Origin of the sequence: Pseudomonas sp. R11-23-07 (assembly GCF_003852295.1) — a bacterium.
Lineage (GTDB): Bacteria > Pseudomonadota > Gammaproteobacteria > Pseudomonadales > Pseudomonadaceae > Aquipseudomonas.
On record NZ_CP027761.1, the window covers coordinates 4,261,373 to 4,279,463 of the forward strand.

The window sequence follows — 18,091 nt, forward strand, 5'->3', positions numbered from 1 at the left end:
ATAGGCGACATCCTCACCACACTGGATGCTCCGGCATGGCCACCCCTTCCCTGACTGCCTCGCCCCACGCCTCACCCACCGCCTCCACACCCCGCCTGGACACCAAGCCCGGCCTGGTGACGGTGATCATGTTCTTCGCCGTACTCGCCATGGGCCTGTTGTTCACCGCCTATAGCCTGATGCATGACATGCACGAACTGGGCACGGTGGTTACCACCTGGACGCCGTTCCTGCTGCTCGGCGTGGCGCTGTTGATCGCCCTGGGCTTCGAATTCGTCAACGGCTTCCACGACACCGCCAACGCGGTGGCGACGGTGATCTACACCAATTCGCTGCCGCCGCATTTCGCGGTGGTGTGGTCGGGCTTTTTCAACTTTCTCGGCGTGCTGCTTTCCAGCGGCGCGGTGGCGTTCGGCATCATCGCGCTGCTGCCGGTCGAGCTGATCCTGCAGGTGGGTTCATCGGCCGGCTTCGCCATGATCTTTGCCCTGCTGATCGCCGCGATCCTGTGGAACCTCGGCACCTGGTGGCTGGGTTTACCGGCGTCGTCGTCCCACACCCTGATCGGTTCGATCATCGGCGTGGGCGTGGCGAATGCCTTGATGCATGGCCGCGACGGCACCAGCGGTGTCGACTGGAGCCAGGCCACCAAAATCGGCTACGCCTTGCTGTTGTCGCCGCTGATCGGCTTCGCATTTGCCGCCTTGCTGTTGCTGGCCCTGCGCGCCTTCGTGAAAAACCGCTCGCTGTATAAAGCGCCCCAAGGCGATACCCCGCCGCCCTGGTGGATTCGCGGCATGCTGATCGTCACCTGCACCGGTGTGTCGTTCGCCCACGGCTCCAACGATGGGCAAAAAGGCATGGGCCTGATCATGCTGATCCTGGTGGGCACCCTGCCGATGGCTTACGCGCTGAACCGCACCATGCCCGCCGACCAGTCGCTGCAATTCGCGGCGGTCGCCGAGGTAACCCAGGCCGCATTGGTGAAGGCGGTACCGCAGCCGGCACCCGCCGACTCCCGCGCAACCTTGTCGACCTATGTGCGCACCAAGGAAGCCACCCCGGAACTGGTGCCCGCCCTCGCCGCAATCACCGGCCATATCGGTGCCGAGGTCAAAGGCTATGGCTCCCTGGCCGCGGTACCGGCTGAAGCGGTGGGCAACGTGCGTAACGACATGTACCTGACCAGCGAAACCATTCGCTTGATGGACAAGGGCAAGGTCGGCGGTTTCGACGCCGACACCCAAGACAAGCTGCAGCTGTTCAAGCAACAGATCGACAGCGCCACGCGCTTCATCCCGCTGTGGGTCAAGATCGCGGTGGCCATTGCCCTGGGGCTTGGCACCATGGTCGGCTGGAAGCGCATCGTGGTGACGGTGGGCGAAAAGATCGGCAAGACCCATCTGACCTACGCCCAAGGCGCCTCGGCCGAAACCGTGGCGATGCTGACCATCGGCGCGGCCGACATGTTCGGTCTGCCGGTGTCGACCACCCACGTATTGTCATCGGGTGTGGCGGGAACCATGGTGGCCAACGGCGGCGGCTTGCAGATGCGCACCATCCGCAATTTGCTGATGGCCTGGGTGCTGACGTTGCCGGCGGCGATTGTGTTGTCGGGCAGCCTTTACTGGCTGTTCACGCAACTGTTCTGAACCACGTTCGCCTCTAGAGATGCGCGTGCAGTGTGGCCGCCAGCCACTCCATGAACACCCGCACGCGCAAGGGCAAATGCCGCTGGCCGGCGTAGAGCAACGACACGTCCAGCGGCGGCGCCGGGTAATCCGGCAGCACCGCTACCAGCTCGCCGCTGCCCAACAATTCGCAGATGCCCAGGCGTGGCACTTGAATGATGCCAAAGCCCCCCAGGCACGCCGCTTGATACGCATCGGTGCTGTTGACTGTCACGCGCCCGGCCATCGGCAGCCGCTGCACCTTACCGCCCTCCACGTATTCGAACCCCGCCGAGCGTGCGCCCAGCGGGCGTACGTAATGCACCAGTTGATGGTGCTCAAGGTCAGCCAGGGTTTCGGGCCTGCCGTAGCGCTGCACATACGCCGCGCTCACACAGTTGACCATGGGCAGGCTGCACACCCGCCGCGCCACCACGCTTTGATCGGGCTGGGCGCCCACGCGCACGACACAGTCGAAGCCTTCGGCGATCAGGTCCACTTGGCGGTCCGAGCTGCTGATCTGCATGTCGATCAGCGGATGCCGCTCCATGAACGGGGGCAAGTTGGGCACGATCAAGGTGCGCGCCATCGCGTTGGGCATGTCCACCCGGATGCTGCCGGCCAATTGGGTTTCGTCCTGTCGGAACAGCCCTTCCAGTTCCTCCATATGCGCCAGCAAATCCTTGCTGCGCTCATACAACACCCGGCCGTCCTGGGTGGCCTGCACCCTGCGCGTGGTGCGTTGCAACAGGCGCGCACCGAGCAGTTCCTCCAGGGCCCGCACCTGCTCGGACACGGTGGAGCGCGGCAGGCCAAGGCTCTCGCCAGCCTGGGTAAAACTCGACAGTTCGGTGACGCGCACGAACGTGCGCAGCAGCTCCAGTTTATTCATGGGATTGTTCGCCTTGCCCGACCAGTGATTCCGATATAGCCCTGTTTATCACGTTACGGACGTACAAATACACTCAGTCCCACTATCACCTCAGAGGACTGCAGCATGACCACACGTAAAATCGCACTGATCACCGGCGCCAGCCGCGGCTTGGGCAAAAGCGCTGCACTGCACCTGGCCGCCCAGGGCGTCGATATCATCGGCACCTACCACAGCAAGGCCGACGAGGCCCAGGCGTTAGTGGCGCAGATCGAACAGCTGGGCGGCCGCGCCGCCATGTTGCAACTGGACGTGAGCCAGAGCGCGACGTTCGCAGGGTTCGTCACTGAAGTTAACGGCGCGCTCAAGGATGTTTTCGCACAGGACCGCTTTGATTTTCTGATCAACAATGCCGGTATCGGCCTGCATGCAAGCTTTGCCGAAACCACCGAAGCCCAGTTCGACCAACTGGTGGCGATTCATTTCAAGGGGCCGTTTTTTCTGACACAGAAGCTGTTGCCGTTGATTCGCGACGGTGGGCGCATTCTCAATGTGTCCAGCGGCCTGGCGCGTTTCAGCCTGCCGGGCTACGCCGCCTACGCGGCCATGAAAGGCGCGATGGAAGTGCTGACCCGCTACCAGGCCAAGGAACTGGGCGCACGCGGCATCAGCGTCAATATCCTCGCCCCTGGCGCGATTGAGACCGACTTCGGCGGTGGTGCGGTGCGCGACAACGCTGACATCAATGCCATGGTCGCCAACAACACCGCCCTGGGCCGCGCCGGTTTACCCGACGACATTGGCGGCGCCATCGCGCTGCTGCTGGCCGATGGCAGTCAATGGATCACCGGCCAGCGCATTGAGGCTTCCGGCGGCATGTTCCTGTAGGCGCCTGGCGCTTACAGGGAAATCGGGGTCTTGCTGGCAATCCTGTCGCGTATCACGTCATAGCCCCAGTGATAGACATAGGTGTACGGCAGGAAAAACAGCAGCACCCCGATGTCGAGCAGGAAAGCGTCCAACAGGCTGATCTTCATCAAGGCGGCAATCAAGGGCACCGCCAGCAGGATCAGGCCACCTTCGAACAGCAGCGCGTGCAGCACCCGCGTCCAGCCGCCGCCGGGCAGTTGCAGGCGCACTTTAAGGCGGTCGAAGACACTGTTGAAAATGACGTTCCAGCTCAGCGCCAGCAAGCTGATGCCCAGGGTCACCGCGCCCATTTCCAGGGCCGGTCGGCCGGTCACCCAGACCAGCAAGGGCGTACAGATCAACAAAGCCAAACCTTCAAAACCCAGGGCTTGCAGAACGCGTTCAGTCATCGATTTGGTGGGGTTCATGACCCGGCTCCGTGAAGGACGATGGTTGCCATGATTACCCCTTGATCCGATACTTCATAACTAATAACCATCGATCAAGGCGATACTCATGGCCTCCCATGAAGTGCTCCAGGCGTTTGTCCAGGCGGCGACCCAAGGCTCGTTTTCTGCGGCGGCACGCAAGCTGGGCAAGAGCCAGTCCACCATCAGCGCGGCGGTGGCCAGCCTGGAGATTGATCTGGACGTGGTGCTGTTCGATCGCAGCAGCCGCAAACCGACGCTGACCCCGGCCGGCCAGGTGTTGTTGCAGCGCGCGGAGCAGGTGCTGGAGGCCAGCAGCCGGCTGGAGCTGGCGGCGAGCCAACTGGCCCAGGGGCTGGAGCCGAAGCTGAGTATCGCTATGTCCGATACCTACCAGTCCGACCACTTCGAGGTCGCCCTCAGCGCCTTTGAACAACGCTACCCGGACCTTGAGTTGGAATGCCTGATCGCTGAATGCGAAGACTTGATCGCCTTGGTGCAAAGTGGCCGCACACACATCGCGTTTATCGAACAGCAGGAGGTTTACCCGCCGGACCTGACGTTTGCCCCCGTTGAAGAACGTACCGAAATCGCGCTGTTCGTCGCGCGTAAACACCCGTTGGCTGGCCTGGTCAAGGTTCACCCGCAGACGCTGCAGCTGCACCGGGAGTTGCGCTTGGCGAGCATCATCAATCCCAATGAAAACCGCGGCACCCAGCGCGTATGGTCGGCCCCCAGTTACCTGATGTTGATGGAGATGGCGCAACTGGGCTTCGGCTGGGCTCCGATTCCGCGCTGGCTGGTGGAGCGTTTTGGCGGTGGGCAATTGGTCGAACTCAAGGTGCGCAGCTGGCCCCGCTCGGTGGCGGTGGATGCGGTGTGGTCGCGACAGAACCCACCGGGGCCGGCGGGCAGTTGGTTGCTGGGCAAGATGCTTGAGTGAGTCACTGTTGATGGGCCTGGAGTTCGGCCAGGCGTTGCTCGAGGAAGCGCTGCTCAGGGGTGTGCCGGGTCAACGTCAGCGCCCGCGCATAGGCGGCGCGCGCTTCATCAACCCGCCCCAACTGTCGGCAGAATTCACCCCGCGCCGAATGCGCCAAGTGGTAATCCTGTAACTCACCGCGCTGCAGAATGCCGTCTACCAGCGCCAGGCCCGCTAACGGCCCCTGCCCCATCGCCACTGCCACCGCCCGGTTCAGCTCGATCACCGGCGACGGCACGGCCCGAAGCAAGACATCGTAGAGCCCGACTATCTGCGGCCAGTCGGTTGCCTTTGCATTCGGCGCCTCAGCATGTACGGCGGCAATCGCCGCCTGCAGGCAATACGGCCCGAAGCGCGGTGTCGTCAGCGCCTGTTCCACCAATGCGCAACCTTCAGCAATCAAGGACGCGTCCCACAGCGAGCGGTCCTGTTCATTCAGCAACACCAGTTCACCGCTCGCCGAAGTGCGCGCCGGCCGACGCGATTCATGCAGCAGCATCAACGCCAGCAGGCCCATGACTTCGGGCTCCGGCAACAGCTCCATCAGCAAACGGCCGAGGCGAATGGCTTCGCGGGTCAAGTCTTCGCGCGTGAGGTCGGCGCCGGTGGAGGCCGAATAGCCCTCGTTGAACACCAGGTAAATCACGCGCAGCACGCTGTCGAGGCGCTCTGGCAACTCGGCCAGGGACGGCACTTGATAGGGAATTTTCGCGTCACGGATCTTGTGCTTTGCCCGCACGATGCGTTGCGCGATGGTGACCGGCGTGGCGAGAAACGCGCGGGCGATTTCTTCGGTGCTCAGGTCGCAGATTTCGCGCAAGGTCAGCGCCGCCTGGGCGTCGGCCGCCAGGGCCGGGTGGCAACAGGTGAAGATCAGGCGCAAGCGGTCGTCTTCCACGTCTTCAGCACTCCAGTCAGCCGCCTCCAGCGCATCCGCCTGCTCCTGCAACAACGGGGTAAACCGCGCCTGGCGACGCAAGCGGTCAATGGCCTTGAAGCGCCCGGTCGACACCAGCCAGGCCCGTGGATTATCCGGTATGCCGTCGTGGGGCCAGCGTTGCACGGCGACGAAAAACGCCTCGTGCAAGGCCTCCTCGGCCAGGTCGAAATCACCGAGCAGGCGAATCAGCGTCGCGAGTACGCGGCGTGATTCGCTGCGGTAAATACGTTCGACCTGCAGGTTATGCGTTATCACGCCAGGTTCAGCTCACGCACGGGACGCACTTCCACACTGCCGACCCGCGCTGCCGGAATGCCGCCCGCCACCTGGATGGCTTCATTCAAATCCTTGGCCTCGATCAGGTAGAACCCGGCGAGCTGTTCCTTGGTTTCGGCGAAGGGTCCGTCGGTGATCGAAAGCTTGCCATTGCGCATGCGCACGGTGGTGGCGGTGCTGACCGATTCCAGCGGCTCGGCGGCGAGCATGCGGCCGCTTTTTTGTATCGCCTCGGCGTAAGCGAAACACTCGGTGTCAGCCGGGCTCTCGGGCGAGGTGTGCAACACCTGTTCGTTGCTGTAGATCAGGCACAGGTATTTCATGGCGTTCTCCGTGTTCGGATGACTGACTATAGTCCGCAACGCTCAAGGCTTGAGGTCAAACAGCGCAGTGCCGCTTTGCATATCGAAAGGCGCCGACCAGTGTTCATGCACCACTTTCCACTGACCATCGATACGCTGATAGCCGGCAGTGACGCGCATCCAGCATGCCTTCACCTCGCCATCCGGCCCGGTGCCGCCGCAGTGGGCGAGCCAATGGGCAAACGCGCTCTCTTGCGCCTCCACGATGTGCAACTCATGAAACTCGAAAATACCCGGGCCGGGGCAATGCTCCATGCACGCTTCCCAGTGCGCGCGATAGGCCGCCTTGCCCTTGAATTGCAGTGCGGTCACGGCGTCGAACGAGACGATATCGTCGGCGTAAAAGCTGACAATCTTATCGATATCACGGCTGACGACGGCGTGCTTCCATTGCTCGATCAGACTGTTGATTGCAGTGCTCATGGCGATGACTCCTTGGGTTGGAAAATCACGAAAGACACCCTTAGTCGAACGCGCTGCAGGCAAATCGACAGTCCGCACAAAAATAATGTCGCCTCCGGCAAAAACGCTAGAATCCGCCCCTCTTCGTAGAATTTCGGATATGCCGCACATGGAAACCCGCCTCGTCCCCTATCAGGCGCTGAATGCTGTACAAAAACAGCAGCTCGACGGACTGGAAGTCAATCCAGAACAACTGGCGTATTCCGGTGATATCTATTGCGCGCTGAACAGCCTGCTGGTCAATCCCAACCCCGACGCTATCAAAGGCTTCGCCCTGCTCGCCGACGAGCGGCCGGTAGCCTTCCTGCTCCTCAAACGCCCACCTTGCCTGCCCCATTGGGCCGACGAACACAGTGCGACGCTGCATGCGTTGCAGGTCGATCGGCATCAGCAGGGTCGTGGGTTTGGCAAAGCCTGTTTGCAGGCACTGCCCGAGGTGGCGCTACAGGCGTGGCCGCAGATCAGGGCACTGGAATTGTCGGTGGATGCGGACAATGAAGCGGCGATGGGGTTGTATCTGGCAGCCGGTTGGGTGGATAGCGGTGAGGCTTACAGGGGAAGGATTGGGTATGAGCGCAGGTTGAGATGGGTATTTAGTCCGGCTGGTGTTGACAGCGCTAAAATGTAACGTATACATAACTTAACCACAGCAAAGTAATGTATACGCGACATGGACACTTCTGTAATAACTCAACGACTCGGCATCCAGCTGCGCACCATGCGCTTGAATCGCGGATATAAACAGGTGGATCTGGCGAAGTTGGCGGGAATTACCCGGCAAAAACTGATTGAAATCGAAAAAGGCAGCCTCTCGGTCTCAATGAATGCCTATGCCCGGGTGGTTGCCGCCTTGGGCAGCGAATTCAAATTGGTGCCTGTGACCTTGCCGACCCTGGAGGAACTGGAGGACTTGTTCAATGAATAGCCCCACGCTACGCGTTCATACGCCTCAAGGGGACAGCGGCAGCGTGCTGGTCGGTGCTCAAGACTATTTGTTCCGGTATAGCGATAACGCAAAAGCCGACAGCGCAATCAGCCTGTCGATGCCCGTCCGCGCGGAAGAATACCGTCGCCGGGACCTGCACCCTATCTTTCAGATGAATTTGCCCGAAGGCTACGTGCTGGAGCAACTGCGTAATCGCCTCGCCAAAACGGTGAAGGTCGACCCGATGTTGCTGTTGGCGCTCTCGGGAAGCAGCGCGCCAATCGGTCGGGTTTTCGTATCTTCTGAACAGGTGAACGAGCTGATCCATCGCAACAGCTCCCACACAACCGGAGAAAACCTCGACGAAATTCTTGCGTGGGACGGCGCGGAGGATCTGTTCGTCGAGCTGGTGGATCGCTACATCCTGCGAGCAGGTATTTCCGGTGTGCAACCCAAAGTATTGGTGCCGGAAAAACCACAAACGACCGAACAGAAAATCACCTCGAAAACCGACGATCTGATCATTAAAAGCGGGCGCGACGAGTTTCCGGGGTTGGCCATCAATGAATACCTGTGCATGTCCATTGCCCGAGACGCGGGCCTGCCCGTACCGCCGTTTTATCTGTCCCGCAACCATAAGCTGTTCATCATGCGGCGCTTTGATCGTGACGCACAGCTCAATCCACTGGGCTTCGAAGACATGACCGCGCTGATGGGCCTGTCCGCCGAGCAAAAGTACACCAAGAGTTACGCCGCCATAGCCAAGGCTGTACGCGTGTTCTGCGCCCCGGCGCATCAACGCAGTTCGCTGGACCAATTGTTCGATAGCGTAGCGCTGAGTTGCATCGTGGGTAATGGCGATGCCCATCTGAAGAATTTCGGCGTGCTCTATAGCAATCCGGTGAAATCAGATACGCGGTTGGCACCGGCCTACGACATCGTGAACACCACCGCTTACATCCCGGAAGACTCACTGGCATTGGATCTGGGCGGAAATAAATCGTTATTCGCCTCGCGCCTGGGCATCCTCGAATTTGCCAGGACCTGCGAAGTCGAACATCCCGAGGAGCGTATCCAGGCGCTGTTGCAGACCCTTGAAATGGTGCTCAAGCGCGAAGATGACTACTGCCGGTTGGCACCTGAGGTGGCGAGCGCCATACGTCAATCCGCTCAAGGTTATCAAAATAGCTTCGGGGGCTGAGTCGCCCCCGGTTTTGGCTCTCAGGCTTTCTGTCCAACCGGCAGCCAGATTTCCACCGTCCCGGTGCCCTTTTTCCCGTCAAAGTCCGCACTGTAGCGCTCGAAATCCGCGCCCATCACCTTGTAGCCCGAATGCGGCAGCCATTCGAACATGATGCGCTCGTACGTCTGTTCCAGCGCCCGCACAGGCCCGTAATGCGTGAACACGGCGTAATTGAGCGGCGCAATTTCGATGAACTGGAAATTGCTCGGCACATCGCCCTTGGTCGGGACTTCAACACCGGCCATGTAGTCGAATTCGCCGTGCTTGGGGTTATGGCAAACACCATACGTCACGCCGCCGACGCGCTTTTTGATGTCCTTGATGCACGTGTCGAACAACTCCCACAGATTGGGGATATCGCCCACGGTAGCCTTCGAATAGCGCCCCTGAACGCCGGCGATCACCATGGCCTTGCCGGCTTCCATGCGTGGTTCCAACGGTTGTTTTGTCTGCTGATCCATACGAACAGTCTCCTTCTTATGAGGGAACAAACCCGCATCGAGTATAGGGGCATATCCGCGTCGCGCTCCATGTGGAAATTTTTCCTACGCATCTGGACAACTGGCCATCATCGACCGTATTGTCTGCCCGCAGGCCACCGCAGTGGCCGACGTCGCTCGGACGGTTCCGGGCGCTTACGTACCTCGAGGCAACAATGGCAGACCAAGGTTCGCCGCGCCGCTTTGCGCGCATAGATCGACTCCCCCCCTACGTGTTCAATATCACTGCCGAGCTGAAGATGGCTGCGCGTCGGCGCGGCGAAGACATCATCGACTTGAGCATGGGTAACCCCGACGGCGCCACGCCCCCGCACATCGTGGAGAAAATGGTCACCGTCGCCCAGCGTGAAGACACCCACGGCTACTCCACGTCCAAAGGCATTCCGCGCCTGCGCCGGGCGATTTCGCGTTGGTACAAAGATCGTTATGAGGTGGACATCGACCCCGAGTCGGAAGCCATCGTCACCATCGGTTCCAAAGAAGGCCTGGCGCACTTGATGCTGGCCACCCTGGACCAGGGCGACACCGTGCTGGTGCCCAACCCCAGCTACCCGATTCACATCTACGGCGCCGTGATTGCCGGCGCCCAAGTGCGCTCGGTGCCGCTGGTGCCCGGCGTGGACTTCTTCGCTGAGCTTGAGCGGGCGATTCGCGGCTCGATCCCCAAGCCGAAAATGATGATCCTCGGCTTCCCGTCCAACCCCACCGCGCAGTGCGTGGAGCTGGATTTCTTCGAGCGCGTGATCGCCCTGGCCAAGCAATACGACGTGCTGGTGGTGCATGATTTGGCCTACGCCGACATCGTCTACGACGGCTGGAAAGCCCCGTCGATCATGCAAGTGCCCGGCGCCAAGGACATTGCGGTGGAGTTTTTCACCCTGTCCAAGAGCTACAACATGGCCGGCTGGCGTATCGGCTTCATGGTGGGCAACCCGGAACTGGTCAACGCCCTGGCGCGGATCAAGAGTTACCACGACTACGGTACCTTCACGCCGCTGCAAGTGGCGGCGATTGCGGCGCTGGAAGGTGACCAGCAGTGTGTGAAAGACATTGCCGAGCAGTATCGTCAGCGCCGTAACGTGCTGGTAAAGGGTCTGCATGAGCTGGGCTGGATGGTGGAAAATCCGAAGGCGTCGATGTATGTCTGGGCCAAGATTCCCGAGCAGTATGCCGCCATGGGCTCGCTGGAGTTTGCCAAGAAACTGCTGCTGGAGGCGAAGGTATGTCTATCGCCGGGGATTGGCTTTGGTGAGTATGGTGACGATCACGTGCGCTTCGCGCTGATCGAGAACCAGGACCGGATTCGCCAGGCGGTGCGGGGAATTCGCGGGATGTTCCGGGCGGACGGGCTGGTAGCAAAACCCGGGGTCTGACTCGGTCAAAAAGTGGGAGGGGGCTTGCTCCCGATAGCAGGGTGTCAGCCACCGCATGTGGTGGCTGATTCACCGCGATCGGGAGCAAGCCCCCTCCCACATTTGATTGGGTTTCCAGCTTTTGTTGCGGGGTGTGGCTTAGACCGCCAACGACAGCAGCATGACCAAGATCAGCGCCCGACTCGGTCAAAAAGTGGGAGGGGGCTTGCTCCCGATGGCGGTGAATCAGCCACCAGTTGCAGTGGCTGACACCCTGCTATCGGGGGCAAGCCCCCTCCCACATTGGTTGAGTGGTGTGGCCTACACCACCAACGACAGCAACATGATGAAGATCAGCGCCACCACCGACAGAATGGTTTCCATCGCCGTCCAGGTCTTGAATGTCTCGGCCACGGTCATGTTGAAGTACTGCTTCACCAACCAGAACCCCGCGTCGTTAACGTGCGACAGGATCAACGAACCCGCCCCCGTCGCCAGCACCAGCAGCTCGCGGTTAACCCCTGGGATCATGCCCACCACCGGCACCACGATGCCCGCGCCGGTAATGGTTGCCACGGTTGCGGAGCCTGTGGCCACACGAATCACCGCCGCCACCAGCCACGCCAGCAGGATCGGGTTGATCTGCGCATTCACCGCCATGTGGCCGATCACGTCACCCACGCCGCTGGTCACCAGCATCTGCTTGAAGCCGCCACCGGCGCCGATGATCAGGATGATCGCGGCGGTCGGCGCAAGGCTGGCGTCGAGCAGTTTGAGGATCTGCTTGGAATGGATGCCCTGGCGATGGCCGAAGGTGTACAGCGACAGCAGCAACGCCAGCAACAGGGCAGTGATCGGGTGACCGATCATGTCCATCCAGTTGCGCACCACGTTGCCTTCGGCGAACGCAATGTCGGCGAAGGTTTTGAGCAGCATCAAAAACACCGGCAGCAGCACGGTGACCAGGGTGATGCCGAAGCTTGGCAGCGATTTGTTATCGGTCTCGCGGGCCAGTTGATCCACCAGTTCCTGGGACGGGTTGCCCGGAATGTACTTGGCGATGAACGTGCCGAAGATCGGGCCGGCAATAATGGCGGTTGGCAGTGCGACGATCAGGCCATACAGGATGGTCTTGCCGATGTCCGCGCCAAACACGCCGATGGCCAGCAGCGGGCCCGGGTGCGGCGGCACCAGGCCGTGCACCGCCGACAGGCCGGCGAGCAGCGGAATGCCGATCTTGATCAGCGATACACCGGTGCGACGTGCAACGATAAACACCAGCGGGATCAGCAGCACAAAGCCAATCTCGAAGAACAGCGGGATGCCCACCAGGAACGCGGCGAACATCATGGCCCACTGGACCTTGTCCTTGCCAAAGGCGCGGATCAACGTCTGGGCGATCTGATCGGCGCCGCCGGACTCGGCCATCATCTTGCCGAGCATGGTACCCAGCGCGAGGATGATGCCGACAAAGCCGAGCACACCGCCGAACCCATCCTGGAACGCCTTGATGATCTTGTCCACGGGCATGCCCGAGGTCAGGCCGAGGAAACCGGCCGCGATGATCAGTGCAATGAACGGGTGCACCTTGAACTTGGTGATCAGAATGATCAACCCGATGATAGTGACTACTGCGTCTAGCAGCAGGTATGACTCGTGGGACATGCCAAACATGGGGGGTCTCTCCTGTTTGTTGTTGTTATTAAAGCGGGTGTTGAACTTCCTGCCGGGGATAGCGCTATCTTTCCGGCAAAAAATTAGTGATTAGGTTCAAAGCCGTGCTTGAGCCACCAGGTGTTGGTCTGCTCGGCCAGCTCCTCGACGCTGTCTTCGCTGGCGTTGAGGGCCAGGGTCAGCGGCTCGCCCTTGGGTGATTCAAGAGTGGCGAACTGGCTGTCGATCAGGCTGGCCGGCATGAAATGGCCGGGGCGATGGGACACGCGGTCGGCGGCCACTTCACGGGTCAGCTCCAGGAACACAAAGCCCAGGCCCGGCGCGGCTTCGCGCAGGTGGTCGCGGTATTTCTTTTTCAGGGCCGAACAGGTGAGCACCGGATGCTCTCCGGCCTTGAGCGAACGGCGCAGTTCGTCGCAGAGGATGTCGAGCCAGCCGGCGCGGTCGTCGTCGTTGAGGGGGTGGCCGGCGCTCATCTTTTCGATGTTCGCGGCGGGGTGAAAGCTGTCGCCTTCAATGGCGGTGGCGCCGTTCAGACGGCACAGGGCCTCGCTGACGCTGGTTTTGCCACAGCCGGCAACACCCATGATGACCAGGGCAGTAACAGGTTGACTCATAAACACCTCAGGACGCAGATAGCGCTACCTTTGCACAGCGTAAGGCTAGTGCAAAAACAGGCTTTTCCCGCGCCGTCTTGTCTTTTTTTATGGAGTGACGCGTGCATCCGCTCCAATCATTTGAACGGGATCAGGCAACCCAACGTTCAAGCATTTGCAGCCGTTTGGAGACAGCGCTACCTTAGTGCCTCGATTTTTGTTTGGCAAGCCGCCTGATGACCTCCAAGAACGATAAAAATACCCGTACCACCGGTCGCCCCACATTGAATGAAGTTGCCCGTCTGGCCGGCGTCAGCCCGATCACCGCCTCCCGCGCCCTGCGCGGTATCAGCACCGTCGCCGCCGAACTGGTGGAAAAAGTCCAGCAAGCCGCCGCCGAACTCAACTACGTGGTCAACCCCGCTGCCCGTGCGCTGGCGTCGGCCCAGAGCCATTCGGTAGTGGTGCTGGTGCCGTCTTTGTCCAACCTGCTGTTTATCGAAACATTGGAAGCCATTCACCAGGTGCTGCGGCCCAAGGGTTTTGAAGTACTGATCGGTAACTTCCACTATTCGCGTGACGAAGAAGAAAACCTGCTGCGCAACTACATGGCCTACCAGCCTCGAGGTCTGCTGCTGACCGGCTTCGACCGCACCGAAAGCGCGCGACGGATGGTCGAGGCCAGCAACGTGCCCTGCGTATATATGATGGACCTGGACCCGAATGCCGGCGTGAACTGCGTAGGCTTCTCGCAGTTGGCCGCCGGGGAAACGGCGGCGGCGCACCTGCTGTCCCGTGGGTACAAACGCTTGGCTTACATCGGCGCGCAACTGGATCAACGCACGTTGCTGCGGGGTGAGGGGTTCCGCCGCACCCTGCAACAGGCCGGCCTGTACGACCCGGCGCTGGAATTGCTGACCCCGCGCCCTTCGTCGGTCGGCCTGGGTGGCGAACTGTTTTTACAGCTGCTGGCGGCTCATCCCGATGTGGATGCGATCTTCTTCGGCAACGACGACCTGGCCCAGGGCGCCCTGCTCGAAGCCATGCGCCATGGCATCAACGTACCGCAGCGTGTAGCGGTGCTGGGCTTTAACGACTTGCCCGCATCCTCCTTCATGGTGCCGCGCCTGAGCAGCATCAGCACGCCCCGCGAAGCCATCGGCCGGCGTGCGGCGGAGCACTTGCTGACGATCATGGCGGGTAACAAGATCGCCAAGCCGGTGGTGGATATGGGGTTTGAATTGCAGGTGCGGGAGAGTACGTGAAGGCTCGCGCTTAGTCGGACGGAGGAAGCCTGTAGCCGCCGCCCTCTGCGCCTTCGTGCAACGCTGCCTGGATACGCTCGTATAGCGCGTTGGCCTCCCGCGAACCGATGGATCGCGAGCAATCGCGTAACACGATACGAAGCAGGATGTTCTCTTGCCCAGGCAACAACCCCAGGCGAGCGATTGCTTGCGCTGGCAACTCATCTCGAGACCAGCGCCCCTTGATCTGCATTTCCTCCACCCACGCTGCGTCCTCACCTGCGGCGAGCAGCATCTTCTCAGTGATAACTTCTTCGCTTTGCCCCGGCGTCACCGCAAGAGAAATGTCTCGGGTAATCGAAGGCAATCGAGAAATCGGCTGCCACGGCTTCAAGTCGAACATTTGCGCCCTGACGCGGGGATGGGTATCACGCAGGAGTCGAATATCCGGAATGCCCTTGCGCAGCATGGTCAAACGATCCAGGCCCATCCCCAAAGCCAGGCCGCCGTGGTGGTGCGGATCGATATTCAAGCGTTCAAGTAACGACCGGGCGATGCACCCGCACTCCAACACCTCGATCGGTTCTCCACCAAGGATTAAGTTCACCTCGATACCACCTTCGGTGTAATGGTGGGGGCTGTCCGAGAACACCCATTCCATGGCGGGCACCGCAATGTCCAGGATGTCTCCCACCAGGCGCAGTAGCTGGTCCCGCTCAGCAAGCTGCGGCTCGCCCAATACCCACAGGTCCATCTGATGCGGTTCCGCGCAATGCCAGCGATCACGGCTATCACGTCGAAATGTCATGCCGGGCGCCGCCAACAGCCTCATCTGCCCAGGCTGGCGGTTTTCACTGGCCCGCTGTAACGCTGCCGGAATCAAACTGGTGGTTTGAGTACGCAGCAGGCTGATGTCATCAACCCACCGGGTGTGGGCACTGCCCAGGGTAATTTCGCGGGTGTCGTAGCCGAGCAGGCCGTAGTTATCGTGGGCCGAAACCACACGCGGCCCTTGCAGCCACTGAGGGTCAGGCCAATGACGTGAGGTCAGGCCTTGGAGAATTTGATCAAGCAATAGTCGCACTGCGTGCGGCTCGAGGTTGAGGTCGGTTAGATCCTCTAATGTCAGGGCTCGTTTCAGTTCGGCGGCACTTATAACTTTTCTGCTTGGATACATATCTGCATCTCCTGCACCGTAAAAGCCAGAAGTACAAAAACTACGCCTTGGAATTTTACTAGAGCAACAGCTAGAACTTGAAAAACTATGTTTTCAGACTCTACCTACAAATATCACCTAAAAACCTAGATCGTACTAATGGCTATCACATTGACTTCTATGCCCGGATGTCGTTGTTCGTAAAGCGTTCACATGATCTGTACCAAGCAAGGCGTAGGAACGATCACGGGCACGTAGGAAGGCTGTAGGAAGCGGCTGACTCACGTAGCCCTGGCCATCCACCAATTGAGCGAGCTGAGCGTCTTGCTGGTGGGCAAGGCCATGGACCAACACACACCACGCGCTTAAGTCCCTACTCGGTCAAAATGTGGGAGGGGGCTGCCCCCCCCATGCTAAACATGGCTGTTTTTCCTCCCCTTACCTGTCAACTTTGACAGTAGGCAAGCGCCGGTGGGCGCCTTATAAGTACATCGTCAAGGATATCTCCTGACACTTGATTCTCACTGAAAAGGATCTTGCCATGTACTCGCTCACCTCCAAGAAAACGCTGTTCGCCAAAGGTGTGATCGGCTGCAATATATCGATTACCCCCCTCCCATTCACCTCAGAGTCAGTGACTCTTCAAGACGCGAGCGCTACCCGATTTGTAGTCGTTGGCCACGACAGATCAAGGGGTCGAGCTGTATTCATCTACCTGGATAAAGATATCTCCTGTGGAACTTTCAACATTGGGCAAGGCGAGAAAGTGTTTGCCTATTATTATCATAGTTACACGGAATTTGGATGGAACTACTATGCGGAGAGTGGAACCTTCACGCTATCCAGTGTTGATTTCGCCAACTCGCTATTGGAGGGGACGTTTAGCTTCAACGCGCCAGGCATGGACGGTGAACCGGAAATGAAGATAACGAACGGTGTTGTTAACCTGACTGGCCCTTCACGTTGAAGAAGTATTTTTATTCATTTGACGCGCTAAGGGCCCTTCGCTTGCCAGAGAGCTCTTAACGCCAACGCCTGACAAGAACCTCGCCCTCCCACCCCATGCCTCTGCTAAATTGAACCCCTTGTCATCGCCAAGGAAGCACCATGGGACATTCACTGAAAATCTTGGGCCGCGCCTCCTCCATTAACGTACGAAAAGTACTGTGGACCTGCCAGGAACTGGGTATCGACTACGTGCGTGAAGACTGGGGCATCGGCTTCAAGCCCACCCAATCCCCCGAATTTCTCGCCTTGAACCCCAATGCCCAGGTGCCGGTGCTGATCGACGACCATGGCGTGCTGTGGGAATCCAATACCATCTGCCGCTACCTGGTCGGCCTCTATCAACGTACTGACCTGCTGCCCGTCGAGCCCGCGCCACGGGCGCGCGTCGAACAATGGATCGACTGGCAAGCGGTCGAACTCAACCGTGCCTGGGGCGATGCGTTCACCGCGCTGGTGCGTAACAATCCCGACGGCCTGGACGCAACACAGATTGCCGCCGCCGTGCAACGCTGGAACAGCGTGATGGGCATTCTGGAACAACAGTTGGCCAAGACTGGCGCTTACGTAGCCGGCGATGAATTCACCCTCGCCGATATCCTGATCGGCCTCTCGGTGCACCGCTGGCAGGTGACGCCCATGGAGCGTCCGCCCTACCCCGCCATCGCGGCGTATTATCAACGACTCGGCGGACAGCATGCAGGCTTCAAGACCTTCGCGCTCGACGGCCATAATTAAACAAGGACACACCATGAACGGACTCAACGTACTGCTGACCGGCGCCTGCGGCAAAATCGGCAAGACCTTTTTCGAGGCGTCGAAAGACCGCTACCGCTTCACCCTGACCGACCGTGTCGAGCCGGACTTCGCGCTCGGCGAACACCGCTTCGTACACGCTGACCTGAGCGACAAATCCGTCCTCGCCAGCCTGCTCGAAAACATCGAGGTGGTTGTACACCTCTCGGGTATCCCGGACCCCGATGCGTCGTTCGAGGAGCTGCTACCCAATAATATCCTCGCCACCACCTACCTGTTCGAGGCCGCCGTGGCCGCCGGCGTGCAGCGCCTGGTATATGCCAGCAGCGCGCAAGCTGTCGAAGGTTATCCGGTAGACCGTGAGATCACCCCCGACATGCAAGTGATGCCCGCCAACCTGTATGGCGTGACCAAATGCTACGGTGAAGCGCTGTGTGGCTATTACGCGGCCAAAACCCCGCTCTCCACCATCGCCGTGCGCATTGGCGCGTTTGAGTTTCCCCAGCACGCAGACCTGAACAACGCCCGCGACCTCAGCGCGTGGCTCAGCCCGCGCGATGCGGTGCAACTGCTGCAGTGCGCGGTGGACACACGCGATGTGAAACACCTGGTCGCCCATGGCATTTCCAATAATCGCTTCAAGCGCCTGGACCTGAGCGAAACCACACGTGTGTTGGGTTACCAACCGGTGGATGATGCGTTCCAGGTCTTTGAAATCCCCATCACTTACTGAGTGTTCT

20 protein-coding genes and 1 pseudogene are annotated in these 18,091 nt (G+C 60.1%); 12 read left to right on the forward strand and 9 right to left on the reverse strand.

Going from position 1 to position 18,091, the window contains the following annotated elements:
* Positions 1–35: 35 nt before the first annotated feature.
* Positions 36–1,652 carry an inorganic phosphate transporter gene (locus tag C4J84_RS19510; RefSeq protein WP_124368081.1) on the forward strand — a complete coding sequence of 539 codons (1,617 nt, stop codon included), beginning with the start codon at positions 36–38 and terminating at the stop codon, positions 1,650–1,652.
* 13 nt (positions 1,653–1,665) lie between these two features.
* On the opposite strand, the gene C4J84_RS19515 is transcribed toward C4J84_RS19510, so the two are convergent.
* Positions 1,666–2,562, reverse strand: coding sequence for a LysR family transcriptional regulator (locus tag C4J84_RS19515; protein WP_124371631.1), 897 nt, complete (start codon positions 2,560–2,562; stop codon positions 1,666–1,668).
* 105 nt (positions 2,563–2,667) lie between these two features.
* On the opposite strand from C4J84_RS19515, the gene C4J84_RS19520 reads away from it, so the two are divergent.
* Positions 2,668–3,429 (forward strand): SDR family NAD(P)-dependent oxidoreductase, encoded by a 762-nt coding sequence (locus C4J84_RS19520; protein WP_124435976.1) that lies wholly within the window; start codon positions 2,668–2,670, stop codon positions 3,427–3,429.
* An 11-nt stretch (positions 3,430–3,440) separates the two neighbouring features.
* On the opposite strand, the gene C4J84_RS19525 is transcribed toward C4J84_RS19520, so the two are convergent.
* A complete protein-coding gene (locus tag C4J84_RS19525) occupies positions 3,441–3,878 on the reverse strand; it encodes a multidrug/biocide efflux PACE transporter (protein WP_124368083.1) in 438 nt (145 codons plus the stop codon).
* An 88-nt stretch (positions 3,879–3,966) separates the two neighbouring features.
* On the opposite strand from C4J84_RS19525, the gene C4J84_RS19530 reads away from it, so the two are divergent.
* Positions 3,967–4,821: a LysR family transcriptional regulator gene (locus C4J84_RS19530; protein WP_124435977.1), complete on the forward strand. Its 855-nt coding sequence runs from the start codon at positions 3,967–3,969 to the stop codon at positions 4,819–4,821.
* A gap of 1 nt (position 4,822) precedes the next feature.
* On the opposite strand, the gene C4J84_RS19535 is transcribed toward C4J84_RS19530, so the two are convergent.
* The 3 genes from C4J84_RS19535 to C4J84_RS19545 are packed head-to-tail and all read right to left on the reverse strand — an operon-like array spanning position 4,823 to position 6,861.
* A complete protein-coding gene (locus C4J84_RS19535; RefSeq protein ID WP_124436345.1) occupies positions 4,823–6,052 on the reverse strand; it encodes an RNA polymerase sigma factor in 1,230 nt (409 codons plus the stop codon).
* The gene (locus C4J84_RS19540; RefSeq protein ID WP_124435978.1) at positions 6,052–6,399 is read right to left on the reverse strand and encodes a YciI family protein; all 348 of its coding nucleotides are present in this window, start codon (positions 6,397–6,399) and stop codon (positions 6,052–6,054) included. The genes C4J84_RS19535 and C4J84_RS19540 overlap by 1 nt, the downstream gene beginning before the upstream one ends.
* A 42-nt stretch (positions 6,400–6,441) precedes the next feature.
* Complete coding sequence (locus C4J84_RS19545) at positions 6,442–6,861, reverse strand: nuclear transport factor 2 family protein (RefSeq protein WP_124435979.1); 420 nt, start codon at positions 6,859–6,861, stop codon at positions 6,442–6,444.
* Positions 6,862–7,009: 148 nt separating this feature from the next.
* Here C4J84_RS19545 and C4J84_RS19550 point away from each other — a divergent pair, with 148 nt between their 5' ends.
* The 3 genes from C4J84_RS19550 to C4J84_RS19560 are packed head-to-tail and all read left to right on the forward strand — an operon-like array spanning position 7,010 to position 9,026.
* Entirely contained in the window at positions 7,010–7,528 is a 519-nt protein-coding gene (locus C4J84_RS19550) for an N-acetyltransferase (RefSeq protein ID WP_124435980.1), read from the forward strand.
* A gap of 42 nt (positions 7,529–7,570) precedes the next feature.
* Positions 7,571–7,825: a helix-turn-helix domain-containing protein gene (locus tag C4J84_RS19555; protein ID WP_124435981.1), complete on the forward strand. Its 255-nt coding sequence runs from the start codon at positions 7,571–7,573 to the stop codon at positions 7,823–7,825.
* Complete coding sequence (locus tag C4J84_RS19560) at positions 7,818–9,026, forward strand: type II toxin-antitoxin system HipA family toxin (protein WP_124435982.1); 1,209 nt, start codon at positions 7,818–7,820, stop codon at positions 9,024–9,026. The genes C4J84_RS19555 and C4J84_RS19560 overlap by 8 nt, the downstream gene beginning before the upstream one ends.
* 20 nt (positions 9,027–9,046) lie before the next feature.
* Here C4J84_RS19560 and C4J84_RS19565 read toward each other — a convergent pair whose 3' ends face one another.
* Entirely contained in the window at positions 9,047–9,529 is a 483-nt protein-coding gene (locus tag C4J84_RS19565; protein ID WP_124364090.1) for a GyrI-like domain-containing protein, read from the reverse strand.
* A gap of 194 nt (positions 9,530–9,723) precedes the next feature.
* Here C4J84_RS19565 and alaC point away from each other — a divergent pair, with 194 nt between their 5' ends.
* A complete protein-coding gene (gene alaC, locus C4J84_RS19570; protein WP_124435983.1) occupies positions 9,724–10,941 on the forward strand; it encodes an alanine transaminase in 1,218 nt (405 codons plus the stop codon).
* A gap of 300 nt (positions 10,942–11,241) precedes the next feature.
* On the opposite strand, the gene C4J84_RS19575 is transcribed toward alaC, so the two are convergent.
* Both C4J84_RS19575 and C4J84_RS19580 read right to left on the reverse strand, forming a co-directional pair.
* Positions 11,242–12,594, reverse strand: a complete 1,353-nt coding sequence (locus tag C4J84_RS19575) for a GntP family permease (protein ID WP_124364092.1) — start codon at positions 12,592–12,594, stop codon at positions 11,242–11,244.
* Between the two features lie 83 nt (positions 12,595–12,677).
* Positions 12,678–13,211 (reverse strand): gluconokinase, encoded by a 534-nt coding sequence (locus C4J84_RS19580; RefSeq protein ID WP_124371640.1) that lies wholly within the window; start codon positions 13,209–13,211, stop codon positions 12,678–12,680.
* 212 nt (positions 13,212–13,423) lie between these two features.
* Here C4J84_RS19580 and C4J84_RS19585 point away from each other — a divergent pair, with 212 nt between their 5' ends.
* Positions 13,424–14,455, forward strand: a complete 1,032-nt coding sequence (locus tag C4J84_RS19585) for a LacI family DNA-binding transcriptional regulator (protein WP_164487832.1) — start codon at positions 13,424–13,426, stop codon at positions 14,453–14,455.
* Between the two features lie 10 nt (positions 14,456–14,465).
* Here C4J84_RS19585 and C4J84_RS19590 read toward each other — a convergent pair whose 3' ends face one another.
* Positions 14,466–15,611, reverse strand: a complete 1,146-nt coding sequence (locus tag C4J84_RS19590; RefSeq protein ID WP_124435985.1) for a hypothetical protein — start codon at positions 15,609–15,611, stop codon at positions 14,466–14,468.
* Between the two features lie 264 nt (positions 15,612–15,875).
* On the opposite strand from C4J84_RS19590, the pseudogene C4J84_RS26510 reads away from it, so the two are divergent.
* The 4 genes and pseudogenes from C4J84_RS26510 to C4J84_RS19605 all read left to right on the forward strand — a co-directional run.
* A pseudogene (locus tag C4J84_RS26510) lies at positions 15,876–15,959 on the forward strand (DUF6124 family protein); the annotation flags it as partial.
* A 172-nt stretch (positions 15,960–16,131) separates the two neighbouring features.
* Positions 16,132–16,557 carry a DUF6252 family protein gene (locus tag C4J84_RS19595; RefSeq protein ID WP_124435986.1) on the forward strand — a complete coding sequence of 142 codons (426 nt, stop codon included), beginning with the start codon at positions 16,132–16,134 and terminating at the stop codon, positions 16,555–16,557.
* A gap of 140 nt (positions 16,558–16,697) precedes the next feature.
* Positions 16,698–17,333, forward strand: coding sequence for a glutathione S-transferase family protein (locus C4J84_RS19600; protein WP_124364099.1), 636 nt, complete (start codon positions 16,698–16,700; stop codon positions 17,331–17,333).
* A 13-nt stretch (positions 17,334–17,346) separates the two neighbouring features.
* Entirely contained in the window at positions 17,347–18,084 is a 738-nt protein-coding gene (locus C4J84_RS19605) for an NAD(P)-dependent oxidoreductase (RefSeq protein WP_124371644.1), read from the forward strand.
* The last annotated feature ends 7 nt before the right edge of the window (positions 18,085–18,091 follow it).

Coding starts and splice junctions, on each gene's coding strand:
- C4J84_RS19510 (WP_124368081.1), top strand. CDS start 36: ATGGCCACCCCTTCCCTGACTGCCTCGCCCCACGCCTCACCCACCGCC.
- C4J84_RS19515 (WP_124371631.1), bottom strand. CDS start 2,562: ATGAATAAACTGGAGCTGCTGCGCACGTTCGTGCGCGTCACCGAACTG.
- C4J84_RS19520 (WP_124435976.1), top strand. CDS start 2,668: ATGACCACACGTAAAATCGCACTGATCACCGGCGCCAGCCGCGGCTTG.
- C4J84_RS19525 (WP_124368083.1), bottom strand. CDS start 3,878: ATGAACCCCACCAAATCGATGACTGAACGCGTTCTGCAAGCCCTGGGT.
- C4J84_RS19530 (WP_124435977.1), top strand. CDS start 3,967: ATGGCCTCCCATGAAGTGCTCCAGGCGTTTGTCCAGGCGGCGACCCAA.
- C4J84_RS19540 (WP_124435978.1), bottom strand. CDS start 6,399: ATGAAATACCTGTGCCTGATCTACAGCAACGAACAGGTGTTGCACACC.
- C4J84_RS19545 (WP_124435979.1), bottom strand. CDS start 6,861: ATGAGCACTGCAATCAACAGTCTGATCGAGCAATGGAAGCACGCCGTC.
- C4J84_RS19550 (WP_124435980.1), top strand. CDS start 7,010: ATGGAAACCCGCCTCGTCCCCTATCAGGCGCTGAATGCTGTACAAAAA.
- C4J84_RS19555 (WP_124435981.1), top strand. CDS start 7,571: ATGGACACTTCTGTAATAACTCAACGACTCGGCATCCAGCTGCGCACC.
- C4J84_RS19560 (WP_124435982.1), top strand. CDS start 7,818: ATGAATAGCCCCACGCTACGCGTTCATACGCCTCAAGGGGACAGCGGC.
- C4J84_RS19565 (WP_124364090.1), bottom strand. CDS start 9,529: ATGGATCAGCAGACAAAACAACCGTTGGAACCACGCATGGAAGCCGGC.
- alaC (WP_124435983.1), top strand. CDS start 9,724: ATGGCAGACCAAGGTTCGCCGCGCCGCTTTGCGCGCATAGATCGACTC.
- C4J84_RS19575 (WP_124364092.1), bottom strand. CDS start 12,594: ATGTTTGGCATGTCCCACGAGTCATACCTGCTGCTAGACGCAGTAGTC.
- C4J84_RS19580 (WP_124371640.1), bottom strand. CDS start 13,211: ATGAGTCAACCTGTTACTGCCCTGGTCATCATGGGTGTTGCCGGCTGT.
- C4J84_RS19590 (WP_124435985.1), bottom strand. CDS start 15,611: ATGTATCCAAGCAGAAAAGTTATAAGTGCCGCCGAACTGAAACGAGCC.
- C4J84_RS19595 (WP_124435986.1), top strand. CDS start 16,132: ATGTACTCGCTCACCTCCAAGAAAACGCTGTTCGCCAAAGGTGTGATC.
- C4J84_RS19600 (WP_124364099.1), top strand. CDS start 16,698: ATGGGACATTCACTGAAAATCTTGGGCCGCGCCTCCTCCATTAACGTA.
- C4J84_RS19605 (WP_124371644.1), top strand. CDS start 17,347: ATGAACGGACTCAACGTACTGCTGACCGGCGCCTGCGGCAAAATCGGC.